Source organism: Stenotrophomonas sp. 01N47 (assembly GCF_056399165.1).
Map to the genome: position 1 here is coordinate 108,037 of NZ_JBFTQU010000001.1, position 19,937 is coordinate 127,973.

Consider the following 19,937-nt stretch of genomic DNA (forward strand, 5'->3'; position numbering starts at 1 on the left):
CCGGCGACGCCCCCGCCTCACCCACCCTGCCCCAGCTCGCGCGCAAGGAACGGCGCCGTCCTGCTGCCCTTGGCGCGCGCCACCTGCTGCGGCGTTCCCTTCGCCACGATGGTGCCGCCCGCAGCGCCTGCGCCAGGCCCGACGTCAATCACCCAGTCCGCCTGCACGACCGCGCGCATGTCATGCTCGATCATCACCACCGTATTGCCCGCGTCCACCAGCCGCTGCAGTTGCACCAGCAGCCTGTCCGCGTCCGATGCATGCAGGCCGGTGGTGGGTTCGTCCAGTACGTAGAGCGTGCGCCCGCGCTGGCTGCGCTGCAGCTCGGTCGCCAGCTTGATGCGCTGTGCTTCGCCGCCTGAAAGCTCTGTGGCCGGCTGGCCCAGCCGCAGGTACCCCAGGCCGATCTCCTGCAGCAACTGCAGCGGGCGGGCAATGGCCTCTTCCTCGATGAAGAATGCGTGCGCCTGGTCCACCGTCATCTGCAGGACCTCGGCGATGTTGCGGTCATTCCACAACACCTTCAGCGTGGCCTCGTTGTAGCGGGCGCCATGGCAGGTGGGGCACGGCGCATAGACGCTGGGCATGAACAGCAGTTCGACGCTGACGAAACCTTCGCCTTCGCAGGTCTCGCATCGGCCCTTGGCCACGTTGAACGAAAAACGGCCGGCATCGAAACGCCGGCGGCGCGCGGCGGGCGTAGCGGCGAACAGCTTGCGCACGTGGTCGAACAGGCCGGTATAGGTGGCCAGGTTGGAGCGTGGGGTGCGGCCGATGGGCTTCTGGTCCACCTGCACTACCCGCTGGATGGCGTCCACATCGCCAGCCAACCGGCCCCGGGTCGCTTCGATCACGGTCGGCGCGTCGGTGGGCGCACTCTCGGCGCTGTTGTCTTCGGGCTCATGCCCCAGGTGCAGCAGCACCAGCTCGGGCAGTGCCTGCGCCATCAGGCTGGATTTGCCCGACCCCGAAATGCCGGTCACTGCGGTCAGCAACCCCAGCGGCACCTGCGCATCCACACCCTGCAGGTTGTGGCGGTGGATGCCCTTCAGCTCCAGCAAGCTGCTGGCGGTGCGCTGCCGGCTGGCGGCCGCGGGCACCTGGTCGAACAGATACCGGGCGGTGCGCGACTCCTGGATCTTGCGCAGGCCGTCGGGCTCGCCACTGTAGAGAACGCGCCCGCCGTGCTCACCCGCCTCCGGGCCAACATCCACCAGCCACTGCGCGCGGCGCATCAGCTCCAGGTCGTGCTCGACAACGAACACCGAGTTTCCGCCGTCGCGCAGACGGTCCAGCGCGTCGTACAGCGCCTGGCTGTCGGCGGGGTGCAGGCCGGCCGAGGGTTCATCAAGCACGTACAGCACGCCAAACAGCAACGAGCTGAGCTGCGTGGCCAGCCGCAGGCGCTGCAGTTCGCCGGCCGACAGGGTCGGCGTGGCGCGATCCAGCGAGAGGTACCCCAGGCCCAGGCCTCGCAGCTGGTGTACACGCGCCATGACGCCGCCTGCCAGCCGCTGCGCGGCCAAGCGCTTCTCCTCCGACAGGGCCGAGGTCAGCCGCACGTCGGGGGCCCCAGCATGGACAGGGCGGCCGCTTGCAGCCCGCTGCGTGCGATCGCGTTTCGTGGCGCTACCGCTGGTACGCGCGCCGCGGCTGTGCGCGCTGAAATCACCCTGCGCGATGGGCCCCAGCAGGTCCGCCAGCTGGTCCAGCGGCAGCCGCATGAACTCACCGATATCCACACCGGCAAAGGTGACCGAAAGCGCTTCCGGCTTCAGGCGCTTTCCGTGGCAGGCCGGGCACAACCTGCCTTCCATGTAGCGCGAAACGCGCTTGCGCATCAGCGCGCTCTGGGTGTTGGCAAAGGTGTGCAGCACGTAGCGGCGCGCACCGGTATAGGTACCCATGTAGCTGGGTTCCAGCTTGCGCTTCAGCGCGGCGCGGGTCTCTGCGGGCGTGAAACCGGCATAGACCGGCACGGTTGGCGTTTCCTCGGTGAACAGGATCCAGTCGCGGTCCTTCTTCGGCAGCTTCTTCCACGGCACATCGATGTCGTAGCCCAGCGTGACCAGGATGTCGCGCAGGTTCTGGCCATGCCATGCCGGCGGCCAGGAGGCGATGGCGCGTTCACGGATGCTCAGCGACGGGTCCGGAACCATCAGCGCTTCGGTCACCTCGTACACATGCCCCAGGCCATGGCAGGTGCTGCAGGCGCCCTGCGGCGTATTGGGCGAGAAATCCTCCGCGTACAGCATGGGCTGGTTGGCCGGGTAGGCCCCGGCGCGCGAATACATCATGCGCACCAGGCTGGACAGCGTGGTGACACTGCCCACCGAGGAACGTGCATTGCTGGCGCCGCGCTGCTGCTGCAGGGCAACCGCCGGCGGCAGCCCGTCGATGGCGTCCACATCGGGCACGCCGGCCTGGTCGATCAGGCGCCGCGCGTACGGCGCTACGGACTCGAAGTAACGCCGCTGCGCCTCGGCGAAGACGGTACCAAAGGCCAACGACGACTTGCCCGAACCCGACACCCCGGAGAACACCACCAGTGCATTGCGCGGAATGGAGACATCGACATTCTTGAGGTTGTGCTCGCGCGCGCCGCGCACCTCCACGCAACCGCTGGCTGCGGCAGCGCATGAGGATTCACCGAAAGGGTTGTTGGACATCGTTGCGTTCCTGCAGGCAGTGAGCGGTGCGCCCTGGAGCGCGCCCAAGGACGCATTTTCGCTGCTGCGAGGTGAATGTGGTGAGGGCACGACCGAAGCGCGTGCACCGCCCCCTCATCCTGGGCTGGATTCAGCCCGCAGGCTGCATCCCGCTGGGCGTTGCCCCGCGCGACGCCGCCAGATACCGGCAGTACTTGCCGATGAAGATGCCGGTGAATCCGCCAGACAGCAGGAGATAGGCGGCGCTGAAACCTGCGTTGCTGCTCAGGCCTGGCGCCACGGCGAGCGCCGTTTCAAAACCGTACTTGATGACGAACGTGACCAGCAGCAGTGGCAGCAGGCTGTAGTCGGCACTGCGCCACAGCGTGCCCGTGGAGGCGTCCACGGTCAGCGTTGCCCGGCGCAGCAGCAGCCAGCCCACTGCTGCGCCCGCGCAGATGCCGGCCAGCCATTCGCCCCACGCCACCGGCGAGCCGCCATAGCGGTGGCTGATCGACCAGATGCCCCAGCCGCTGAACAGCGCCGGCACGATGGCCAGCTTCCGCAGCGAGGTCTGCCCCGGCCGCATGGCCGCGATGCCGCGCGAGACCAGGAACGCCAGAAGCACCCAGACCCAGATGGGGGTCTGCCAGAGGAGTTGCTGCAGCAGGTTCACGGGAGGTCCTTTCGGTGAGTGCCGGCCAGGCAGGCGGCGGTGGCGCTCACTATTGGCGGTACGCATTGCCCGGACAAGTGACAGGTGTCAGCGATACGGCCTGCACCCCGTCCTCTGCGCGGCGCTCGGCGATGTACGCGTGTCCTATCGTGTCACCGTGACCAGCGAACGGATGAATCGAATTCGGTTCCTGTCCGCATGTCCATTGCACCCCTGCTCCACCGGCGTTGTGCCGCTCACCGAATCGTAGTTGAGGCGGCGCCACTTGGCGTCTTGCCGGCCAGCGGCCGGCACTACTCTTGCGATGCGGATGTCCGGAATCGGCATTACCGTGACGCGTCACGGTGAATGGCATGCGCCTTCAATCGGGCGCACGCCGGGTTCTGATAGGGCCCTTTGCTGGCGGGGCCGGCGCTGCAGCCAGCACGGTATGATGCCGACTTTCTCGCACTTGCCATCGCTGTAGCGCGCGTTGCTGTTGGCTCGCGCCGGCGCAGCTGAGACCCCACCCACTCCATGCTCGCTTCCTGTTCCCCCTTCATCATCTGGGCGGCCGTGGCCGTTGCCACCGTCGGCCTGCTGTTCCGGCCGTTCCGCATTCCGGAGTACGTGTGGGCGCTGGGCGCGGCCGCGCTGCTTCCGCTGCTTGGGGCGGTGTCGCTCGGCACGACCTGGCACGCGGTTGCCGAAGGGCGGGATGTCTACCTGTTCCTGGTCGGCATGATGGTGCTGGCCGAGCTGGCGCGGCGCGAGGGCCTGTTCGACTGGCTGGCGCTGTATGCGGTACGGCATGCGGGCGGCTCGGGGCGGCGGTTGTTCGATCTGGTGTTCCTGGTCGGCACGGTGGTGACGGTGTTCCTGTCCAACGATGCCACGGCGGTGGTGCTGACGCCTGCAGTCTATGCGGCGTGCAAGGCGGCCCGCACCAACCCCCTGCCCTATCTGTTTGTCTGCGCGTTCATCGCCAATGCGGCGAGCTTCGTGCTGCCCATTTCCAACCCGGCCAACCTGGTGGTGTACGGCAACCACATGCCGCCGCTGCTGCAGTGGCTGGCGCAGTTCGCGCTGCCTTCGCTGGCCGCGATCGGTACCACGTATCTGGTGCTGCGCTGGGTGCATCGCCGCGAGATCGCGCAGCCGTTGGCGGCATCGCCCGAGCATCGCCCGCTTACCGAGGGTGGCCGCCTGAGCGCGCTGGGCGTGTTGTTCACCGGCACCGTGCTGCTGGTGACCTCCGCACTGAACGGCCCATTGGGCCTGACAACGTTCTGTGCGGGCGCGCTGAGCGTAGCGGTGGTGGCGATCCGCCAGCGCCGCAGCCCGCTGCCGCTGTTGCGCCACGTCTCCTGGGGCGTCCTGCCGCTGGTGGCCGGCCTGTTCGTGCTGGTTGAAGCGGTTTCGCAGACCGGTGTCATCCAGACAGCGGCCAGCAACCTGCAGGCGCTGGCGCAGACCTCGCCGCATCAGGCGGGCTGGCTGGCCGGAGGCGCTGCCGCACTGCTCAGCAACGTGGCCAACAATCTGCCGGTGGGCCTGGCTGCGGGCTCGCTGGGCCAGATGGCCGAGCTGCCGGCGCAGACACGCGCGGCGTTGCTGATCGGCGTGGACCTGGGCCCGAACCTGTCGGTGACCAGCTCGCTGGCCACCATGCTGTGGCTGGTGGCGCTGCGCCGCGAAGGCGAGCATGTCAGCGCGCTCGATTTCCTGCGTGTCGGCGCGCTGGTGATGCCGCCCGCGCTGATCGGGGCGTTGCTGCTGCTCTGATCTGGCGCGGGCTGGAACGCCAGGCCACCTATCGCGACCAGCGCAGCGCCCAGGATCGGCAACTGCTTCACAGACAATTGCCCCGGCGCAGATCACTCGGCGTAGCTTGCGGTGTTCTTGCCGTGCCGTTTTGCGTGATAGAGCGCCTTGTCCGCCTTCGCCAGCCAATCTTCTGCGCTGCCCGTGCCAGCCGCTGCGGCGATGCCGATACTGACGCTGAACTGGATATGGGCTGTTTCAGAGGCGCCCGGCTCCTGCAGGTAGTGCCTTATCTGCTCGGCCACATCCATGGCCTCTGCCGGTATCCGCTGGCGCAGCAGGACGGCGAACTCATCACCGCCCAGACGCGCCGGCATGTCACCCGGCTGGGCTAGCTGACGCAGCACTACCGCGATGCGGCGAAGCACCTCATCGCCGGCACGATGGCCATGCGAGTCATTGATCCGCTTGAAATCATCAACATCAAGCATCAGCAGGCAGGCGTCGCCGCCGTGGTGCTGCCCCGTCTGCAGCACCTGCTGGGCGCGCTGGATCAGGAAGCCGCGGTTGGCCAGCTCCACCAACGGATCCATCCGGCTCAGGCGCTGCAGTTGGCGATTCTGTGATTTCACCCGGCGCGCCAGCCGCCAGCTCAGCACGCTCAACCCGATGCCGTAGACGAACAGGAAAGGCAGGCTGAGGACAACGGTGCGCTGCGAGGTGATGGGTTGATAAGGCAGGCCCAGGGCAAGCCAGGTGGCGGCGAACCCGATCACCAGGGCCAGGGTTGCCCTCGTTGCCAGGCGGATGCCGCCAGCGGCGATCTTGTCGGCCACCAGCAGCGCGGCAAACAACGCACTGGGCACCGTGCTGAGGGCCATGAAGGCGATCCATGCGCCTCCAAAGAGAGAGTCGACGATCATGCAGCGGAACTGCGCTGCTGCAGGTTCGCGGGCGCGACGTGTCAGGAGCATCGCCAGCGCCGGCCATGCGATGGCGTTGAGCAACAGCAGCACCCAGGGCGCAGCATCCGCCTGACGCTCCAGAATGATCGAGGCAATCGGAAGCGCGCCCAAGCCGTTCCCCACGAAGCGCATCCAGCCGATGCGCCGGGCTGCACCGACGCCCTCGACGGCGACTTCTGTTGAGTCAGTGAGGAACGGCATTGCCAGCTCTCCTGATGATCACTCCCCTGCAATTCACCCGGACACCCCTTTGTGCGCGAGTCTGACATCTGTGCGTCAACGACAGGTCAATGAGGCAAGGCGCGCTGCATCGCAGCCGCATGCCGAGGCTGCGCACATGGGTTGATGGGCCGTGCGGCAGCCCTTCATCCGCCTGTGTTGCAGCGTTAACGCCCCGTGGCAGAGGCTGGTCAACACGCCCGAGGAGCACACTCCAGTGAACGAGAAGAAGCTGCGGGATGACCTACCTTTCAACCCTGGCGCCGACGTGGACGATGCGTCGAAGAGCCATACCCCGGACAGGCTCAGGAATGACAACGCGACATGGAAGGAGCACGACATGCCCGATGATGGTGATGACCCCAAAGCTACGCCCGACGACTACGAACGGCCTGATCCCGATCCGACCGGGTAGGCACGGCGGGTTGACGCCAATTGAAGCCAATGTGCGTGCCACGCGGCATGGCGGGCCTCCTTGCTGAAGGTGCGCCCGCAGAGCGCGCTGTAAGCGCGCGCCGGATCGCGTGTTGCCGGCCAGCGGCCGGCACTACCGGACGCGACGCATGGGTAGCGCCGGGCCATGCCCGGCGGACGCAAAGATGGGTAGCGCCGGGCCATGCCCGGCGGATGCGAAGAACAGAAGGGCCGGCAGGCATTCGATGCGGTGGAACAGCCGTGGGGAGTTCCTGGCTTCTGCTGCGGACAGGTGATCAGCTGGCGTCGACGCCAGCCAGATCGCCATCGCTGCCGATCTCCCAACGCAGCTCGAAGTTCAGTTCCAGCTGTTGTCCCGGCTGCAACCGGGTCGGCGCCAGCGTGAATCCGTCGGGTGGGCCGGTCTGCGGCTCCACGCAGGTGGCGTGCGCTGCCCCGTCATAGACCACCCAGTGATCGGTGTCGGCGCTCAGCCGCAGCCGCTGGCCGGCGGCAACCAGCGTCACTTCTGTCTGGTTGATGAAGCAGTCATCCCACGGCCCCTGCGTTGGCTGCACGCAGGGCAAGGTGGCGATGCCCTCCCCGTCGCGCGGGTACATCGCGCTGGGTACGAACAGCAGTCGATCCGGCTTGCGGAACCAGGGATGCCAGCCAAGCACGGCTGGCATTGCCATGGCACCGGCCTGCACTGCGAGGCGCAGCTTCAGGCGGTCGGGTTGCACGAGGAGATGCTGCGATGCCCTGCCTCCGAAGGGCCAATAGGCGTCCTCAGGCAGGTCCAGCGACAGCGAGGCGCCGTCCGGTTCAAGGCGGTCGATGCGCCACGGCCGTGAGAAGGCGACGCCATGGATGGCGTGCATTCCGAAGTTCACCGGCAGCTGATAGGGCCTGCCTTCGAAGGCGAAGCGCCCGTGCCGGATGCGCCCGGCCCAGGGCAGCATGGGATAGCACCCCCACGCAATGCCCGCCTGCCCTACTTCATGTTCGCTGACGAGCCAGTCCACACCGTCACAGCGTAGTTGGGCGATGCGCCCACCAGCTTCCGGTGCAAGCGCGACCTCCAGCCTGCCTGCCCGCAACCAGTGCAGTGGGCCGGCAGGCAGTGCCGCCTGCGCATCATCCGTGGGCGAAGTCGGCTCAGGTGCCATAGGGATGGATCGTCCGGATGCTGCCGTCTGCTTCCATGTGCAGCGGTGTGCACTTGACCGAACGCAGGTGGGTGACCCCGCCGGACAGCAACGCGTCGTGATAGAACAGGTACCACCGCCCCTGGAACGCACAGATGGAGTGATGGGTGGTCCAGCCCACCACGGGGGTGAGGATCACGCCGCGATAGGTGAACGGCCCGTACGGGCTGTCGCTGGTGGCATAGCACAGCAGGTGCGTATCACCAGTGGAGTACGACAGGTAATACCGGCCTTGGTGCTTGTGCAGCCACGGTCCTTCGAAGAAGCGACGGGCATGGTCGTCGGCGCGCAGCGGCTGCCCGTGCTCGTCCAGGATGACGATCTCCCGGGTGGGTTCGGCAAGCCGGGTCATGCCGGCATCCAGTCGCCCGATACGCGGGCCCAGTGCCGGCGCCTCGCCGGCAGGTTCTTCATGCGCCGGGTCGTAGCGGTTGTCGCGATACTTCTGCAGCTGGCCACCCCAGATGCCACCGAAACAGAGGTAGTGCGCGCCGTCGTCGTCCTCGAACACGGCCGGGTCGATCGAGTACGCGCCCTCGATGGGATCGGGTTCGGCGGTGAACGGGCCCTCCGGCCGATCCGCCGCCGCAACGCCGATACGGAACATGCCGTGGGCGTCCTTGGCCGGGAAGTACAGGTAATAGCGGCCATCGCGGGAGGCGGCATCCGGTGCCCACATCTGCTGGCTGGCCCAGGGCACGTCGCGCACATGCAGCGCCACGCCGCAGTCGCTGGCCTCGCTGTCGGGCGTGTCCATCCGCAGCACATGGTAGTCCTGCATGCCGAAGTGCCCGCCCTCATCGTCGAAGGGCGCGCCGCTGTCGATGTCGTGCGACGGATAGATGTACAGTCGCCCCTCGAATACGTGCGCCGAAGGGTCGGCGGTGTAGATGTGCGTTACCAGTGGTTGCGAGATGGCGTGTGCTGCCAGCTGGTCCAAACTGCTGCCCTGTCGCCGCGACTGCAGGTCCTGCTCGATGCGGGTTTCCATGCGCTTGTTGATCTCGTAGAGGAGAAGCAGCGCTACTGCAGCCAGGAACGGCAGTGAGCAGTACACGCTCACCGTCAGGCGGATGCCGTCCACCACGGCCTGCGGCTGCTGCGGCGCGCCTGCCTGGTAGCCATGGTGGGCGAGGATGCCGGCGACCAGCGCACCACCGATGCTGAGCCCGATCTTCAGGCCACACAGCATTGCCGAGAAGACGATCGCGGTGGCACGGCGATGGTTCTTCCATTCGGAATAGTCGGCGACGTCGGCGATCATCGCCCACAGCAGCGGGATGGTGATGCCGTAGCAGAACCCGTGCAGCATGAAGGCAGCGAAAGCCACGGCAACCGCCGTGGGCGGAAAGAAATAGAACGCCAGCAGGAACACGGTGGACACGAACAGTGCACCACCAAAGACATCACGCTTGCCGAACCGGTCGGCCAGGCGGCGCGACACGCCGATGCCCAGGATCATGCAGACGATGCCGCAGGCGTTGAACAGGCTGAATGCTGACGTTGCCGGGTCCTTCGGCCAGGCGAACCCGGACAGGCCCATGCCGTTGAGCGCCGCGTTGACGGCAGCGATGAAGCGGTTGAACCCGGAGCTGTCGAGAAAACCCGCCAGGGCGGCTTCGCTCATGTAGTACTGGAAGTAGTAGACGTAGGTGCCGCCCTTCAGGGACAGGTTGATGAAAACCAGGATGGTGAGGGCCAGCATCACCTTCCAAGGACGGTTGCGCAGCAGATCGGACAGGTCCTGCAGCACGCCGGCGGTCTGTTCCTTCGCCGGTACGATGCGCTCGCGCGTGGTGGCGAAGGTGATCAGGAAGAACACCGTTCCCACTGCCGCGAACACGGTCATGACCCGCTCGAAGCCCAGCACGCGGTCGCCGTCGCCGAGGATCAACACCAGCGGCAACAGCAGCACCTGGATGATGAACTGCGCGACCATCACCGCCACGAAGCGGTAGGCCGACAGGCTGTTGCGCTGGGCCATGCTGCCGGTGAGCACGCCGCTGAGCGCCGAATACGGCAGGTTGTTGGCCGCATACACGAGCATCAGCAGGCCGTAGGTGGTCACGGCGTAGATGATCTTGCCGCGCGGCGCCAGGTCGGGGGTGCTGAAAGCAAGCAGCGACAGCGCCCCGAATGGAAGTGCTGTCCACAGGATCCACGGCCGGAACTTGCCCCACCGGCTGGCCGTCCGGTCGGCAGCGATGCCGATCAATGGAGTGAACACGAACGCCCCGAGCACGCCGATCACGAAGATGATCGTTGCGGCCGTGGCCGGCGGCAGCCGGAACACATCGGTGTAGAAGAACGCGAGGTACGTGATCAGCGTCTGGAAGATCAGGTTCGCCGCGAGGTCGCCCAGGCTGTAGCCGAGCTTCTCCCGGATGGACAGCGTGTGCTCGGTGCTTTCCATGCGACGTGCATCAGTCACGGTTGGCCTCCACGCGGAACCCGCCCTTCGCACGGATGTCGGCGCTGGAGCTTCCCACCCTCACTTCATACGCACCCGCCGGCACCGCATAGCCGCCGCGCGCTTCGTCATACTGGCGCAGGTCCTGCTGTGCCTGCAGATCGAACGCTACGGTGCGCCGCTCGCCGGCGGCCAGGTGGACGCGCTGGAAGCCGCGCAATGTTTGGCGTGCGTCGCCGGGACCCGCCTCCAGCCGTCGTACATACAGCTGCACCACTTCGTCGCCGGCACGCTTGCCGGTGTTGGCTATCTCGACCTGCACCCTGAGCTTGCCGTCGTGGGTGATGCGCGGCGAATCAAGCTGCAGCCTGCCGTAGTCGAAGCGGGTGTACGACAGCCCGTGCCCGAACGGATACAGCGGGGTACCGCGGAAGTAGCGGTAGGTGCGTCCTTCCATCGTGTAGTCGTCAAAGGCCGGCATCGCCTCGTCCGCCTTGTAGAAGGTCACCGGCAGGCGCCCGCCCGGATTGACGTCGCCGAACAGCGCCTGGCCGACGGCAGTGCCGCCGCGTTGCCCGGGATACCAGCTCATCAGGATGGCGGACAGATTCTGCTGCGCCCAGTCCACCGCCATGGCAGAGCCGCCGGTGAGGACCATCACCACCGGTTTGCCGGTGCCATGCAGCGCTTCCAGCAGCGAGCGCTGGGGCGCGGGCAGGCGCAGGTCGGTACGGTCACCGCCGGCGAAGCCCGGGTAGTTGACCTTCATTTCTTCGCCTTCGACGTCGCCGGTGAGGCCGCCCACGAACACCACCACATCGGCGTTGCGCGCGGCCTCCAGTGCCGCTTCGAACGGCGGCTTGGCTCCGGGCATGCGCCACCCCAGGCGGACGCCGGCATCGCGCTCGGCGTCGAAGTACTCAAGCCTCAGGTCATAGGCGCGGCCGGCCTGCAGGTCCAGGTCCACGCCATCGCCGTGCAGGCGATCACTGTTGGCCCAGTGGTCGAGCACCCGCTTGCCGTCAACGTAGAGGCGGAAACCATCGTCGGCGGCCGCCTCGATCCGATAGCGCCCCGAGACGGGCGGCAGCAACTGGCCAGTCCAGCGGATGCTGAAACCATCGCTGGGGATGCCCTGCCCCGGTGCGGCTTCACCACGGGCCAGCAGGTTGTCGGTCGGGGAGCCCCGATCCCAGCGGAATCCGATCTGGCCATCGGTGCGGACCAGGGCGGGAGTGCCGGAAAGATCGGCGGTACGGAAGTACTCGCCGCGCAGCCCGCGCTCCGGGGAGTCAGCCGACGGGCGCAGGTAGGTCGCTTCGATCAAGGGTGTGGCGCTAGGATCGTCGCGCCCTTCAACCAGGTCCACGCCGCGTGCGTAGCTCACCTCGATTCCCTTGGCGGCATCGCGGATGCCCTGCAGGAGGGTGACCGGCGCGGCCGGGGTGCCGAAGTAGTTGCCGAGCAGTGCCATGGTGTCATCGGCCGTGGGGCCGATCACGGCGATGCGCTTGAGGTTGCGAGACAGCGGCAGCACGCCATCGTTCTTCAGCAGCACCAGCGATTCCTGGGCGGCCTTCAGGGCCAGCGCATCGTGCGCCGGAGCCTGGTTGACCGACGCGGGAATCTGCGCCCAGCGCACGCGCTCGGGTGGGTCGAACATGCCCAGCCGCATCCGCGCGGCAAACAGGCGGGTCACCGCATCGTCGATCTCCGCCTCGCTGATCAGGCCCTGCCGTACTGCCGCCGGCAGCGTGGCGTACTCCTGGCCGCACTCCAGTTCGGTGCCGTTGCGGACCGCCAACGCGGCAGCCGCCTCGCGGCTTGGAACGATCCGGTGATGTTTCCAGATGTCGACGATGGCCCAGCAGTCGGACACCACGTAGCCCTTGAAGCCCCAGTCGCGGCGCAGCACGTCGCGCAGCAGGAACCGGCTGGCGCTGGCGGACTCGCCGTACACCCGGTTGTAGGCGCCCATCACCGCGTCCACCTGCCCCTCTTTCACCAGCGCCTCGAACGCGGGCAGGTAGGTGTCGTACAGGTCGCGCTTGCTCGGGCGCGCATCGAAGTGGTGGCGGTCGGCCTCGGGGCCACTGTGCACGGCCAGGTGCTTGGCGGTGGCGTCGAGCTTGCGGTACACCGGGTCATCGCCCTGCAGACCGTGCACGAAGGCCACGCCCATGCGGGCGGTGAGGTACGGGTCCTCGCCGTAGGTTTCCTGGCCACGGCCCCATCGCGGGTCGCGGAAGATGTTGATGTTCGGCGACCAGTAGGTCAGCCCCTGGTAGCGGCCATGCGAGCCTTCACGGAGGAACTGGTGATGCTTGGCACGGGCCTCGTCGCTGATGGTGCTGGCCACCTGCCCCATCAGCGGCACATCGAAGGTGGCCGCCAGGCCGATGGCCTGCGGAAACACGGTGGCCTGCCCTGCCCGCGCCACGCCATGCAGGCCTTCGTTCCACCAGTCGTAGGCGGGAACGCCCAAGCGCTCGATCGCGGGCGCGGCGTTCTGCATCTGCGCTGCCTTCTCCTCCAGGGTCATCCGTGCGACCAGGGCAGCGGCGCGGTTTTCAAAGCTGTCCGAGGTGTCGAGCCAGGGCGCGGGCTCGGCGGCGTAACCCGTGCCCGCCAGCGCGATGGCAGCGCACAGGGCCAGCGTGCGGAAGATGGGAGTGCGCGTCATCATTTGCTCCTCAATGCACGCTCGTCGCGCGCGAATGGTCCCAGCAGGGCGCCGACGAAGCCGCCTGCACGATCCGTACTCAACACCGTTCCGTCCACGTCATCGGCCAGTGTCTGCCAGCCACGCCCGTCGCCGCTGTCGAAGGCGAACGCATAGCGGCCTTCGTCACCGGCGATCTTCAGACGCAGCGACGTCGCTGCCGTTGCCTGGCGCGTTGCCAGGGTGCGGGTGACCCCACTGCCGTCGCGCGCTTCCAGGAAGATCCCCACGCGGTCACCGCCGAGGCTGCGCACGCCAAGGAAATACCAGTGGGTCTCGCTCTGGAAAGCTGCCAGGCCTGCGGCCACGCCCGCCGCCGGCCGGGTCATGGCCGTGCTGGATTCGAAGCGCAGGTGCTGTTGGCGCCGGCCGAGGAACGCGGGGTTGCGCAGCGTGTCCAGGTTCTCCGCCAGAGGATGCACGGCCAAGGCCCCCGGTCGCTCGCGCAGGTCCGCCCACGGCTGCCTGGGGATGCGCACGCGCAGCCAGCCGCTGCCGAGTGTCGGCGCATCGAATTCGTCGCGTTCGGTGAAATTGCCGGTGGACGGCGCCTGCGACGCTTCGCCCTGCATCCAGGAGGGCGCTCTGGCCACATACGGAATGGCCTGGTTGGCCGGCAGGATCACCGGCCAGCCGTCACGCCATTGCACCGGCAGCAGATAGGTCTCGCGCCCGGTGTTGTAGTGGCGCGTGTCGTAGTTGCGGCTGGCAAGGAACACCGCCCACCATGAGCCGTCCGGCCCCTCCACCAGATCCGCATGCCCGGCATTGGTGATCGGCAACGGCCTGTCGGCGGGCAGGTCACGCTGGGTGAGAATCGGATTGCCCGCATACGGCACGTAGGGCCCCCACACATCACGGCTGCGCAGCACCACCTGCGAATGTTGCGGCCCGGTGCCGCCTTCCGCGTCGGAGAGGTAGTACCAGCCATCGCGTTGGTAGATGTGCGGCCCCTCGATCCAGATCGGGTTCCTGGCCGGCTCCACCCCGCCGTCGATCAACACCTTGCGGGGGCCTACCGGGGTGAAGGTCGCCAGATCAATCTGCTGCATCCAGATGGCACGGTGGCCCTCGTAACGTGGCGGGCCAGGCGGTACATCGTTGTTGAGCAGATACACGGCGCCGTCGTTGTCGAAGAACAATGACGGATCGATCCCATCGATGCCAGGCAGCCAGTGCGGGTCGGACCAGGGACCGGCAGGATCACGGGCGGTAGCGATGAAGTTGCCGCCGCTGTCGACGGCCGTGGTGACCACGTAGAACATGCCGTCGTGGTAACTGATGGCCGGCGCGAAGATACCGCGCGACACGCCCAGTCCGTCGAAGTCCAGCTGCGACGGTCGGTCGATCACATTGCCGATCTGCTTCCAGTGCACCAGGTCCACGCTTTCGAATACCGGGATGCCCGGGAAGTAGGTGAAGCTGGAATTGACCAGATAGAAGCGCCCGTTTGCGGCGACGATGCTGGGGTCGGCATGGAACCCGGCAAGAATCGGGTTGCGATAGTGCCCGGCCGGCAACGGCGCATCGAAGGCCGCGTCGCGACCGCTGTACTCGAACCAGTCGAAGTAGACCGGCGGCGCGGGCGGCGCTGCCCACGCCTGCGGCAGCAACGACATCAACACGAGTACTGGAGCCAGCAGCAGACGCATCAGGGAACCTCCGCAGGGGTGATGGAAAGCTCGAACGGGCCGGCGGGCGCCCCACTGCTGTCGCGCAGGGTGCACACCGGGCCATCGGCCCAGCAGTAGCGCACGCGCCCGCCCGCGTCTGCCAGCGGGCTGCGCAGCACGACGTCGTGCCCGTGCAGCACCGCGTCGGCGTAGCGGCAGTGGTGCGCATCGGCGTCGCACAGCTCGAAGCCGATGGGGCCGTTGGCGCCGGTCGTGACCAAGGTGCCGGTGACCCCGTTGAAGCGGATACGCACGCCGGCGCGCGTGGCCGATGCTGTGTGTGCAGTTGGGCCGGCGGGCGCCAGGCTGCGCTCGCCATAGACCACATGGCGCGCTGCCCGCGCCAGCCGCCGGCCCAGTTCCTGCTTGTTCGGCGGGTGGATGTCGTAGGCATCGCCGATGTCGATGGCCACGGCCAGCCCGGTGCGCGGGTCTTCCGCCGCAGCGAGCCGCTGCGCCTCGCGCACCTGCGCCCAGCCACTTTCAACCGGCGCCACGGGTGGCTGGCCATAGCCGGCCAGCTGCACCAGCAGCAGCGGCGTGTGCGCGCCGAACCGCCCCCGCCAGTCGTCACGCAGGCTGCGCAGGCGTGCGAGGTATGCCGTTGCGTCACCGGTGTTGGATTCACCCTGGTACCACAGCATGCCGCGCAGGCCATAGGCACCCAGCGGCGCGATCATGCCGTTGTACAGCGTCGACAGTCCCGTGGCGCCGTGCCACGGTGCCAGCGGCGGCGCCTGTGCGCCGGGCGCCAGCCGGTACTGCCAGCGGGCATCCAGCTCGATGCGCGTACCGTCATCCAGGCCGATGGCGTGCGCGCTCGCGGGCCCTGCAAGGCCACCCTCACCGTAGGTGTCCAGTACATTGATCACCACGGTGTTGGCGCCGGCTTTCAGCAAGCCGGCTGGCAGCGCATAGGTTCGCCGCTCGCCCGCACCGTACTGGCTGCCCACGGCCACGCCGTTCACCCAGGTCATGTCCGTCTCGTCGATGGGGCCGAGCTCAAGCTGTGCGTGCTTGGCTGCCTGGTCGGCGCTCAGTGTCACCTGGGTGCGGTACCAGACCATGCCGTTGTAGCCGGCCAGCGCTGGCACACCCCAGCGCTCCCACGCCCCGAGCGTGGCGGGTGCGCGTTGCCATCCACGGCTGTCGTTGCCTGGCTGCCAGGGTGCATCGGCGGCGACGGCATCGGCGCGTGTTGTCCACCAGTGTTGCCACTGCTGGCCCCAACGTTCGTTTGCCGTAGCCGGATCACGCGCGTACAGCACGAACACGTCAAGCGCTGGGCCCAGGCCACCCTGCATGCGCAGGGCATTGCTGCTGGTCCAGGCCTCGATACGCGAGCCGCCCCACGCTGCCTGGATCAGCCCCATCGGAACGTCGACGGTCTTGCGCAGTTCACGCGCGAAGTAGAAACACGCGGCGGAAAAGTCACGCACGGTGTCCGGTGACGCGGGGCGCCATGCCACAGACGCGGAAAAATCACTCTGCGGTGAAACCGCCGCCGCCTTCGGCACGGTGAACAGGCGGATTCCCGGTGCCGTGGCGGAGGCGATCTCGCTGCCTGCATCAAGCGCGCGCCACACCGGAAGCTCCATGTTCGACTGCCCGGAACACAACCAGACATCGCCGATCTGCACGTCGCGCACGATCTGGCTGGCATGCCCGGACCGGACCGACATTTCGTAAGGTCCGCCGGCTGCGGCAGACGGCAGCGTTGCGTGCCAGCGGCCATCGCCAGCCGCGTGCGTGCTGACAGCGCGCCCTGCAAACGCAACGGAAACCGAGGCGCCCGGCGTGGCCTGGCCCCATACCGGAATCGGCCGGTCACGCTGCAGCACGGCGTGATCCTGGAACAGCGGATGCAGCAGCGCCATCGTTGGTTCCTGTGCCGCTGCACGCGTGGCGCTGCCGCCCATGGCAACCAGCAGCAGCCATCCCACCCACGACGTCGGCTTCATTGGCCATCTCCTGGCGCGGAGGGAAACTGCAGGGCCTGGTACCAGGCCAGCGGATGCGGCGGCGCGGCTTCGCCTGCGGGCAACGGTCTGCCGCTCACCGACTGGAAGTACGCCACGCTGGCATCGCGCCACCACTGTGCTTCGCGCTGCTGGATACGCAGGAAGGCCGTGACCTGCGCATGTCGTTGCGCATCCACCTTGCCCTGCAGCCCCGCCCAGGTGGCCTGCATGCCTTGCACCTGCCGTACACCCCGCGAGTAGCGCCCGACGAGTTCGTCCCACAGCGTCCGCCCAGAGGCCATGCGGTGATCCCACGGCACGTGGTGGAACCACAACAGCAGCGGCTCCGGAACCCGCGCCAGGTCGCCATACTGCTCGGCCACGCCGGGGGAATACTGGGCCACGGCGTTGCTGCCGCGCGCGGTGCGGTCGAAGCCGATGCCGTTGTGATCCGCACGGTGGTAGTACACCGACGTCCAGTCCGCGCGCGGGCCGCCATCGACCCATGGACCGGGACCATAGTGGTGTCCCCGCGCCATCAGATGGTGCAGGCCCAGTGGCGTCATGTAGTTCACCGCAGCCTCGCGCGAGCCCATCATCATCCCGACGATGGGCTGCACCGCGCCGGGATCGGCCGAGAACGTCAGCGCCGCCCAGTCCGCCGCGATGTCCTGGGCCGATTGCCGCGGATCCCACGCAAGACGCCCGAAGGCGTACCAGTTGGCCTGGTCGAAGTGCGATCCACTCCAGGTGCGGTCGGTGCCGATGTTGGCGACCCCGGCCATGCCGGCCAGGGACTGCGCCACGGTGGCCCCCTTGCCGCGTGTGCGGGTGTCGGCCCGCAGCACTTCCTCGTACAACGGCCCCAGGTAAACCAGATGCGTGGCAAAGCCCAGGTACTCCTTGGTGATCTGCACTTCCATCACCAGCGGCGTGCGCGGCATGGCCCCGAACAGCGGATGGAAAGGCTCACGCGGCTGGAAGTCGATGGGCCCGTTCTTCACCTGCAGCACCACGTTCGGGCGGAACGCACCATCCAGGCCGGCGAATTCGCTGTAGGCCTGCGTGGCGCGGTCCGCAGGAACGTCGTGCGCATAGACGAAGGCGCGCCACATCACCACGCCGCCGTGCGGGGCCAGCGCATCGGCCAGCAGGTTGGCGCCGTCGGCGTGCGAGCGGCCGTAGTCCTGCGGGCCGGGCTGCCCTTCCGAATTGGCCTTCACCAGGAAGCCACCGAAATCGGGAATGCGCGCATAGATCTGGTCGGCTTTGTCGCGCCACCAGCGTTGCACGGCCGGGTCGAGCGGATCGGCGGTGTCGAGCCCGCCCAGCTCGATGGGTGCGCTGAAGCGTGCACTCAGGTAGACACGGATGCCATACGGCCGGAACAGATCCGCCAGTGTCGCCGCTTTGTCGAGATAGTTCGGCGCAAGACTCTGTGCGTTTGCATTCACGTTGTTGAGCACGGTGCCGTTGATGCCTACGGATGCGTTGGCGCGTGCATAGTCGGTGTAGCGCGGGTCGCGCCACTCCGGCAACGTCTGCCAGTCCCACAGCGAACGGCCTGCGTAGCCACGTTCGACATGGCCATCCAGGTTGTCCCAGTGATTGAGCACGCGCAGCCGGAGCCGTGGCGATTGACGCACATCGAGAGCGTCCAGTGCCGCGCCGGTCTGCAGCAGCCGCAGCAGATGGAACACCCCGTACAGCACGCCGATATCCCGCGGTGCGGCGACCAGCAGCACATCGCGTCCGCCCACCCGTGTGCGCTTGAGCAGGTAGCCTTCCTCGCCCAGCGGCTGCATCTGCGCACGCAACGGCGCGATCAACGCCGACGACTGCGGCGTACCCAGCACCAGCATGGGGCCGGTGGCTGCCGTACCCGGCAACTGCGGAGCGCTGCCGAGCAGCCCGGCCAGTCCACGCTGCAGTTCATCGCGCGCGGCGCGCTGCGTGGCTGTGTGATCAGGGGCCACCACCTGCCCCAGGCGGGTGCGGTAGTCGGCAGCGAGGGCCGGTTCGAGCGGAACGTAGCGCATCCACAGGGCATGGCCATCCTCTGCGCGCGCGTCGCCGATGCAGGCCAGCAGCGCCAGCACGGCAGCGAACATCCAATGACACCGCTCGCCATCCGGACCGGACCGTTGGGCGGCCGGCAAACCTTGTAAGCTCCAAACGTGCGCGGGCTTCGGCAGCGTCACAGAGAAGAACGGGAGCGCGTATTGGACAAGCCGAAGAAATCGGTCCGCCGCAAAACCAGTGGTGTGACGATCGACGAGGTGGCGGCCCTGGCCGGAGTGTCGCCTATGACGGTGTCGCGGGCGATCAACCAGGGCAAGGTGCGCGACGTCACCCGCGAGCGCGTGATGCGCGCAGTGCGTGAACTGGGCTATACGCCCAACCTCGCCGCCAGTTCGCTGGCCGCCGCGCAGCACACGCGTATTGCACTGATCTACACCGACCCCAGCGGTGCCTACCTGCGCGAACTGCTGGTCGGCCTGCTGCGCGTAGCGTCCAACGCTGCCATCCAGCTGGTCATCGACTACTGGGACGAGCCGGGCCCCGCGGCCCAGCGCAAGGCCGCGCGTGCTCTGGCCGGGCGGGTGGACGGCGTCATCCTGCCGCCGCCGCTGTGCGAATCGAAGCCGGTGGTGACCGAGCTGGTCAAGGCCGGCATCCCGGTGGTGGCTATCGCGCCGGGTCACCTCGGCAATGACATTTCCTGCGTGCGCATCGATGACTTCCACGCCGGCAGGGAATTGGCTGAACACCTGATCCAGCAGGGCCATCGCCGCATCGGCTTCATCTGCGGGCGCACCGACCTCAGTGCCAGCGCGCGGCGCTATGACGGCTTTGTCAGCGCGCTGCACGACGCCGGGCTGGAGGTCGACCCCGCCCTGGTCGAACAGGGCGACTACACCTACCGCTCCGGGCTGGCCGCTGCCGAGAAACTGCTGTGCCAGCCCAGGCCGCCCACCGCAATCCTGGCCAGCAACGACGACATGGGCGCGGCGGCGATCTCCGTCGCGCACCGGCGTGGCCTGGAGGTGCCCCGCGACCTGTCGGTGGTCGGCTTCGATGACAGCTCCGCCGCCACGACGGTCTGGCCCGAGCTCACCACCATCCATCAGCCCATCGCCTCGATGGCCGATGCCGCCATCGAGATCCTGCTGCGCACCATCCGCCGCCGCAGCGAGGGCGTGCGCGTGTTGACCGACCACGTGGTGCCGCACCGGCTGGTCGTGCGCGATTCGGTTACGCGCCCACCCGGTTCCCGATAGCGCAGGACGCAGCGTCA

12 protein-coding genes and 1 pseudogene are annotated in these 19,937 nt (G+C 67.7%); 3 read left to right on the top strand and 10 right to left on the bottom strand.

What is annotated here, in order from left to right; all coding sequences use genetic code 11:
* Positions 1-17 precede the first annotated feature (17 nt).
* Complete coding sequence (locus AC1DKR_RS00480; protein ID WP_478030318.1) at positions 18-2,669, bottom strand: excinuclease ABC subunit UvrA; 2,652 nt, start codon at positions 2,667-2,669, stop codon at positions 18-20.
* A 130-nt stretch (positions 2,670-2,799) separates the two neighbouring features.
* A complete protein-coding gene (locus tag AC1DKR_RS00485; protein ID WP_478030320.1) occupies positions 2,800-3,324 on the bottom strand; it encodes a DUF6622 family protein in 525 nt (174 codons plus the stop codon).
* A gap of 516 nt (positions 3,325-3,840) precedes the next feature.
* Here AC1DKR_RS00485 and AC1DKR_RS00490 point away from each other — a divergent pair.
* Positions 3,841-5,088: an arsenic transporter gene (locus AC1DKR_RS00490; RefSeq protein ID WP_478030323.1), complete on the top strand. Its 1,248-nt coding sequence runs from the start codon at positions 3,841-3,843 to the stop codon at positions 5,086-5,088.
* 92 nt (positions 5,089-5,180) lie between these two features.
* Here AC1DKR_RS00490 and AC1DKR_RS00495 read toward each other — a convergent pair whose 3' ends face one another.
* Positions 5,181-6,233 (bottom strand): sensor domain-containing diguanylate cyclase, encoded by a 1,053-nt coding sequence (locus tag AC1DKR_RS00495; protein WP_478030325.1) that lies wholly within the window; start codon positions 6,231-6,233, stop codon positions 5,181-5,183.
* Positions 6,234-6,468: 235 nt separating this feature from the next.
* On the opposite strand from AC1DKR_RS00495, the gene AC1DKR_RS00500 reads away from it, so the two are divergent.
* Positions 6,469-6,666, top strand: coding sequence for a hypothetical protein (locus AC1DKR_RS00500; RefSeq protein WP_478030327.1), 198 nt, complete (start codon positions 6,469-6,471; stop codon positions 6,664-6,666).
* Between the two features lie 295 nt (positions 6,667-6,961).
* Here AC1DKR_RS00500 and AC1DKR_RS00505 read toward each other — a convergent pair whose 3' ends face one another.
* The 7 genes and pseudogenes from AC1DKR_RS00505 to AC1DKR_RS00535 all read right to left on the bottom strand — a co-directional run bounded on the left by AC1DKR_RS00505 (position 6,962) and on the right by AC1DKR_RS00535 (position 18,750).
* A complete protein-coding gene (locus AC1DKR_RS00505; RefSeq protein WP_312786796.1) occupies positions 6,962-7,834 on the bottom strand; it encodes an aldose epimerase family protein in 873 nt (290 codons plus the stop codon).
* Positions 7,824-8,813: a glycoside hydrolase family 43 protein gene (locus tag AC1DKR_RS00510; RefSeq protein WP_478031186.1), complete on the bottom strand. Its 990-nt coding sequence runs from the start codon at positions 8,811-8,813 to the stop codon at positions 7,824-7,826. Before AC1DKR_RS00510 ends, AC1DKR_RS00505 begins: the two co-directional genes overlap by 11 nt.
* Positions 8,814-8,816: 3 nt before the next feature.
* Positions 8,817-10,286, bottom strand: a pseudogene (locus AC1DKR_RS00515) (MFS transporter); the annotation flags it as partial.
* A 10-nt stretch (positions 10,287-10,296) separates the two neighbouring features.
* Positions 10,297-12,966, bottom strand: a complete 2,670-nt coding sequence (locus AC1DKR_RS00520; protein WP_478030330.1) for a glycoside hydrolase family 3 protein — start codon at positions 12,964-12,966, stop codon at positions 10,297-10,299.
* Complete coding sequence (locus AC1DKR_RS00525) at positions 12,966-14,657, bottom strand: glycoside hydrolase family 43 protein (RefSeq protein ID WP_478030332.1); 1,692 nt, start codon at positions 14,655-14,657, stop codon at positions 12,966-12,968. The genes AC1DKR_RS00520 and AC1DKR_RS00525 overlap by 1 nt, the downstream gene beginning before the upstream one ends.
* A complete protein-coding gene (locus AC1DKR_RS00530; RefSeq protein ID WP_478030334.1) occupies positions 14,657-16,639 on the bottom strand; it encodes a sialate O-acetylesterase in 1,983 nt (660 codons plus the stop codon). The genes AC1DKR_RS00525 and AC1DKR_RS00530 overlap by 1 nt, the downstream gene beginning before the upstream one ends.
* On the bottom strand, positions 16,636-18,750 hold the full coding sequence (locus tag AC1DKR_RS00535; RefSeq protein ID WP_478030336.1) for an alpha-glucuronidase family glycosyl hydrolase: 2,115 nt from the start codon (positions 18,748-18,750) through the stop codon (positions 16,636-16,638). Before AC1DKR_RS00535 ends, AC1DKR_RS00530 begins: the two co-directional genes overlap by 4 nt.
* 111 nt (positions 18,751-18,861) lie before the next feature.
* Between AC1DKR_RS00535 and AC1DKR_RS00540 the strand changes: the two genes are divergently transcribed.
* Positions 18,862-19,920: a LacI family DNA-binding transcriptional regulator gene (locus AC1DKR_RS00540; protein WP_032974760.1), complete on the top strand. Its 1,059-nt coding sequence runs from the start codon at positions 18,862-18,864 to the stop codon at positions 19,918-19,920.
* The last annotated feature ends 17 nt before the right edge of the window (positions 19,921-19,937 follow it).

What these genes read in the sequence shown, in the direction of transcription:
- AC1DKR_RS00525 (WP_478030332.1), bottom strand. Translation starts at nt 14,657, where the DNA reads ATGCGTCTGCTGCTGGCTCCAGTACTCGTGTTGATGTCGTTGCTGCCG.
- AC1DKR_RS00490 (WP_478030323.1), top strand. Translation starts at nt 3,841, where the DNA reads ATGCTCGCTTCCTGTTCCCCCTTCATCATCTGGGCGGCCGTGGCCGTT.
- AC1DKR_RS00495 (WP_478030325.1), bottom strand. Translation starts at nt 6,233, where the DNA reads ATGCCGTTCCTCACTGACTCAACAGAAGTCGCCGTCGAGGGCGTCGGT.
- AC1DKR_RS00505 (WP_312786796.1), bottom strand. Translation starts at nt 7,834, where the DNA reads ATGGCACCTGAGCCGACTTCGCCCACGGATGATGCGCAGGCGGCACTG.
- AC1DKR_RS00480 (WP_478030318.1), bottom strand. Translation starts at nt 2,669, where the DNA reads ATGTCCAACAACCCTTTCGGTGAATCCTCATGCGCTGCCGCAGCCAGC.
- AC1DKR_RS00530 (WP_478030334.1), bottom strand. Translation starts at nt 16,639, where the DNA reads ATGAAGCCGACGTCGTGGGTGGGATGGCTGCTGCTGGTTGCCATGGGC.
- AC1DKR_RS00535 (WP_478030336.1), bottom strand. Translation starts at nt 18,750, where the DNA reads ATGTTCGCTGCCGTGCTGGCGCTGCTGGCCTGCATCGGCGACGCGCGC.
- AC1DKR_RS00520 (WP_478030330.1), bottom strand. Translation starts at nt 12,966, where the DNA reads ATGACGCGCACTCCCATCTTCCGCACGCTGGCCCTGTGCGCTGCCATC.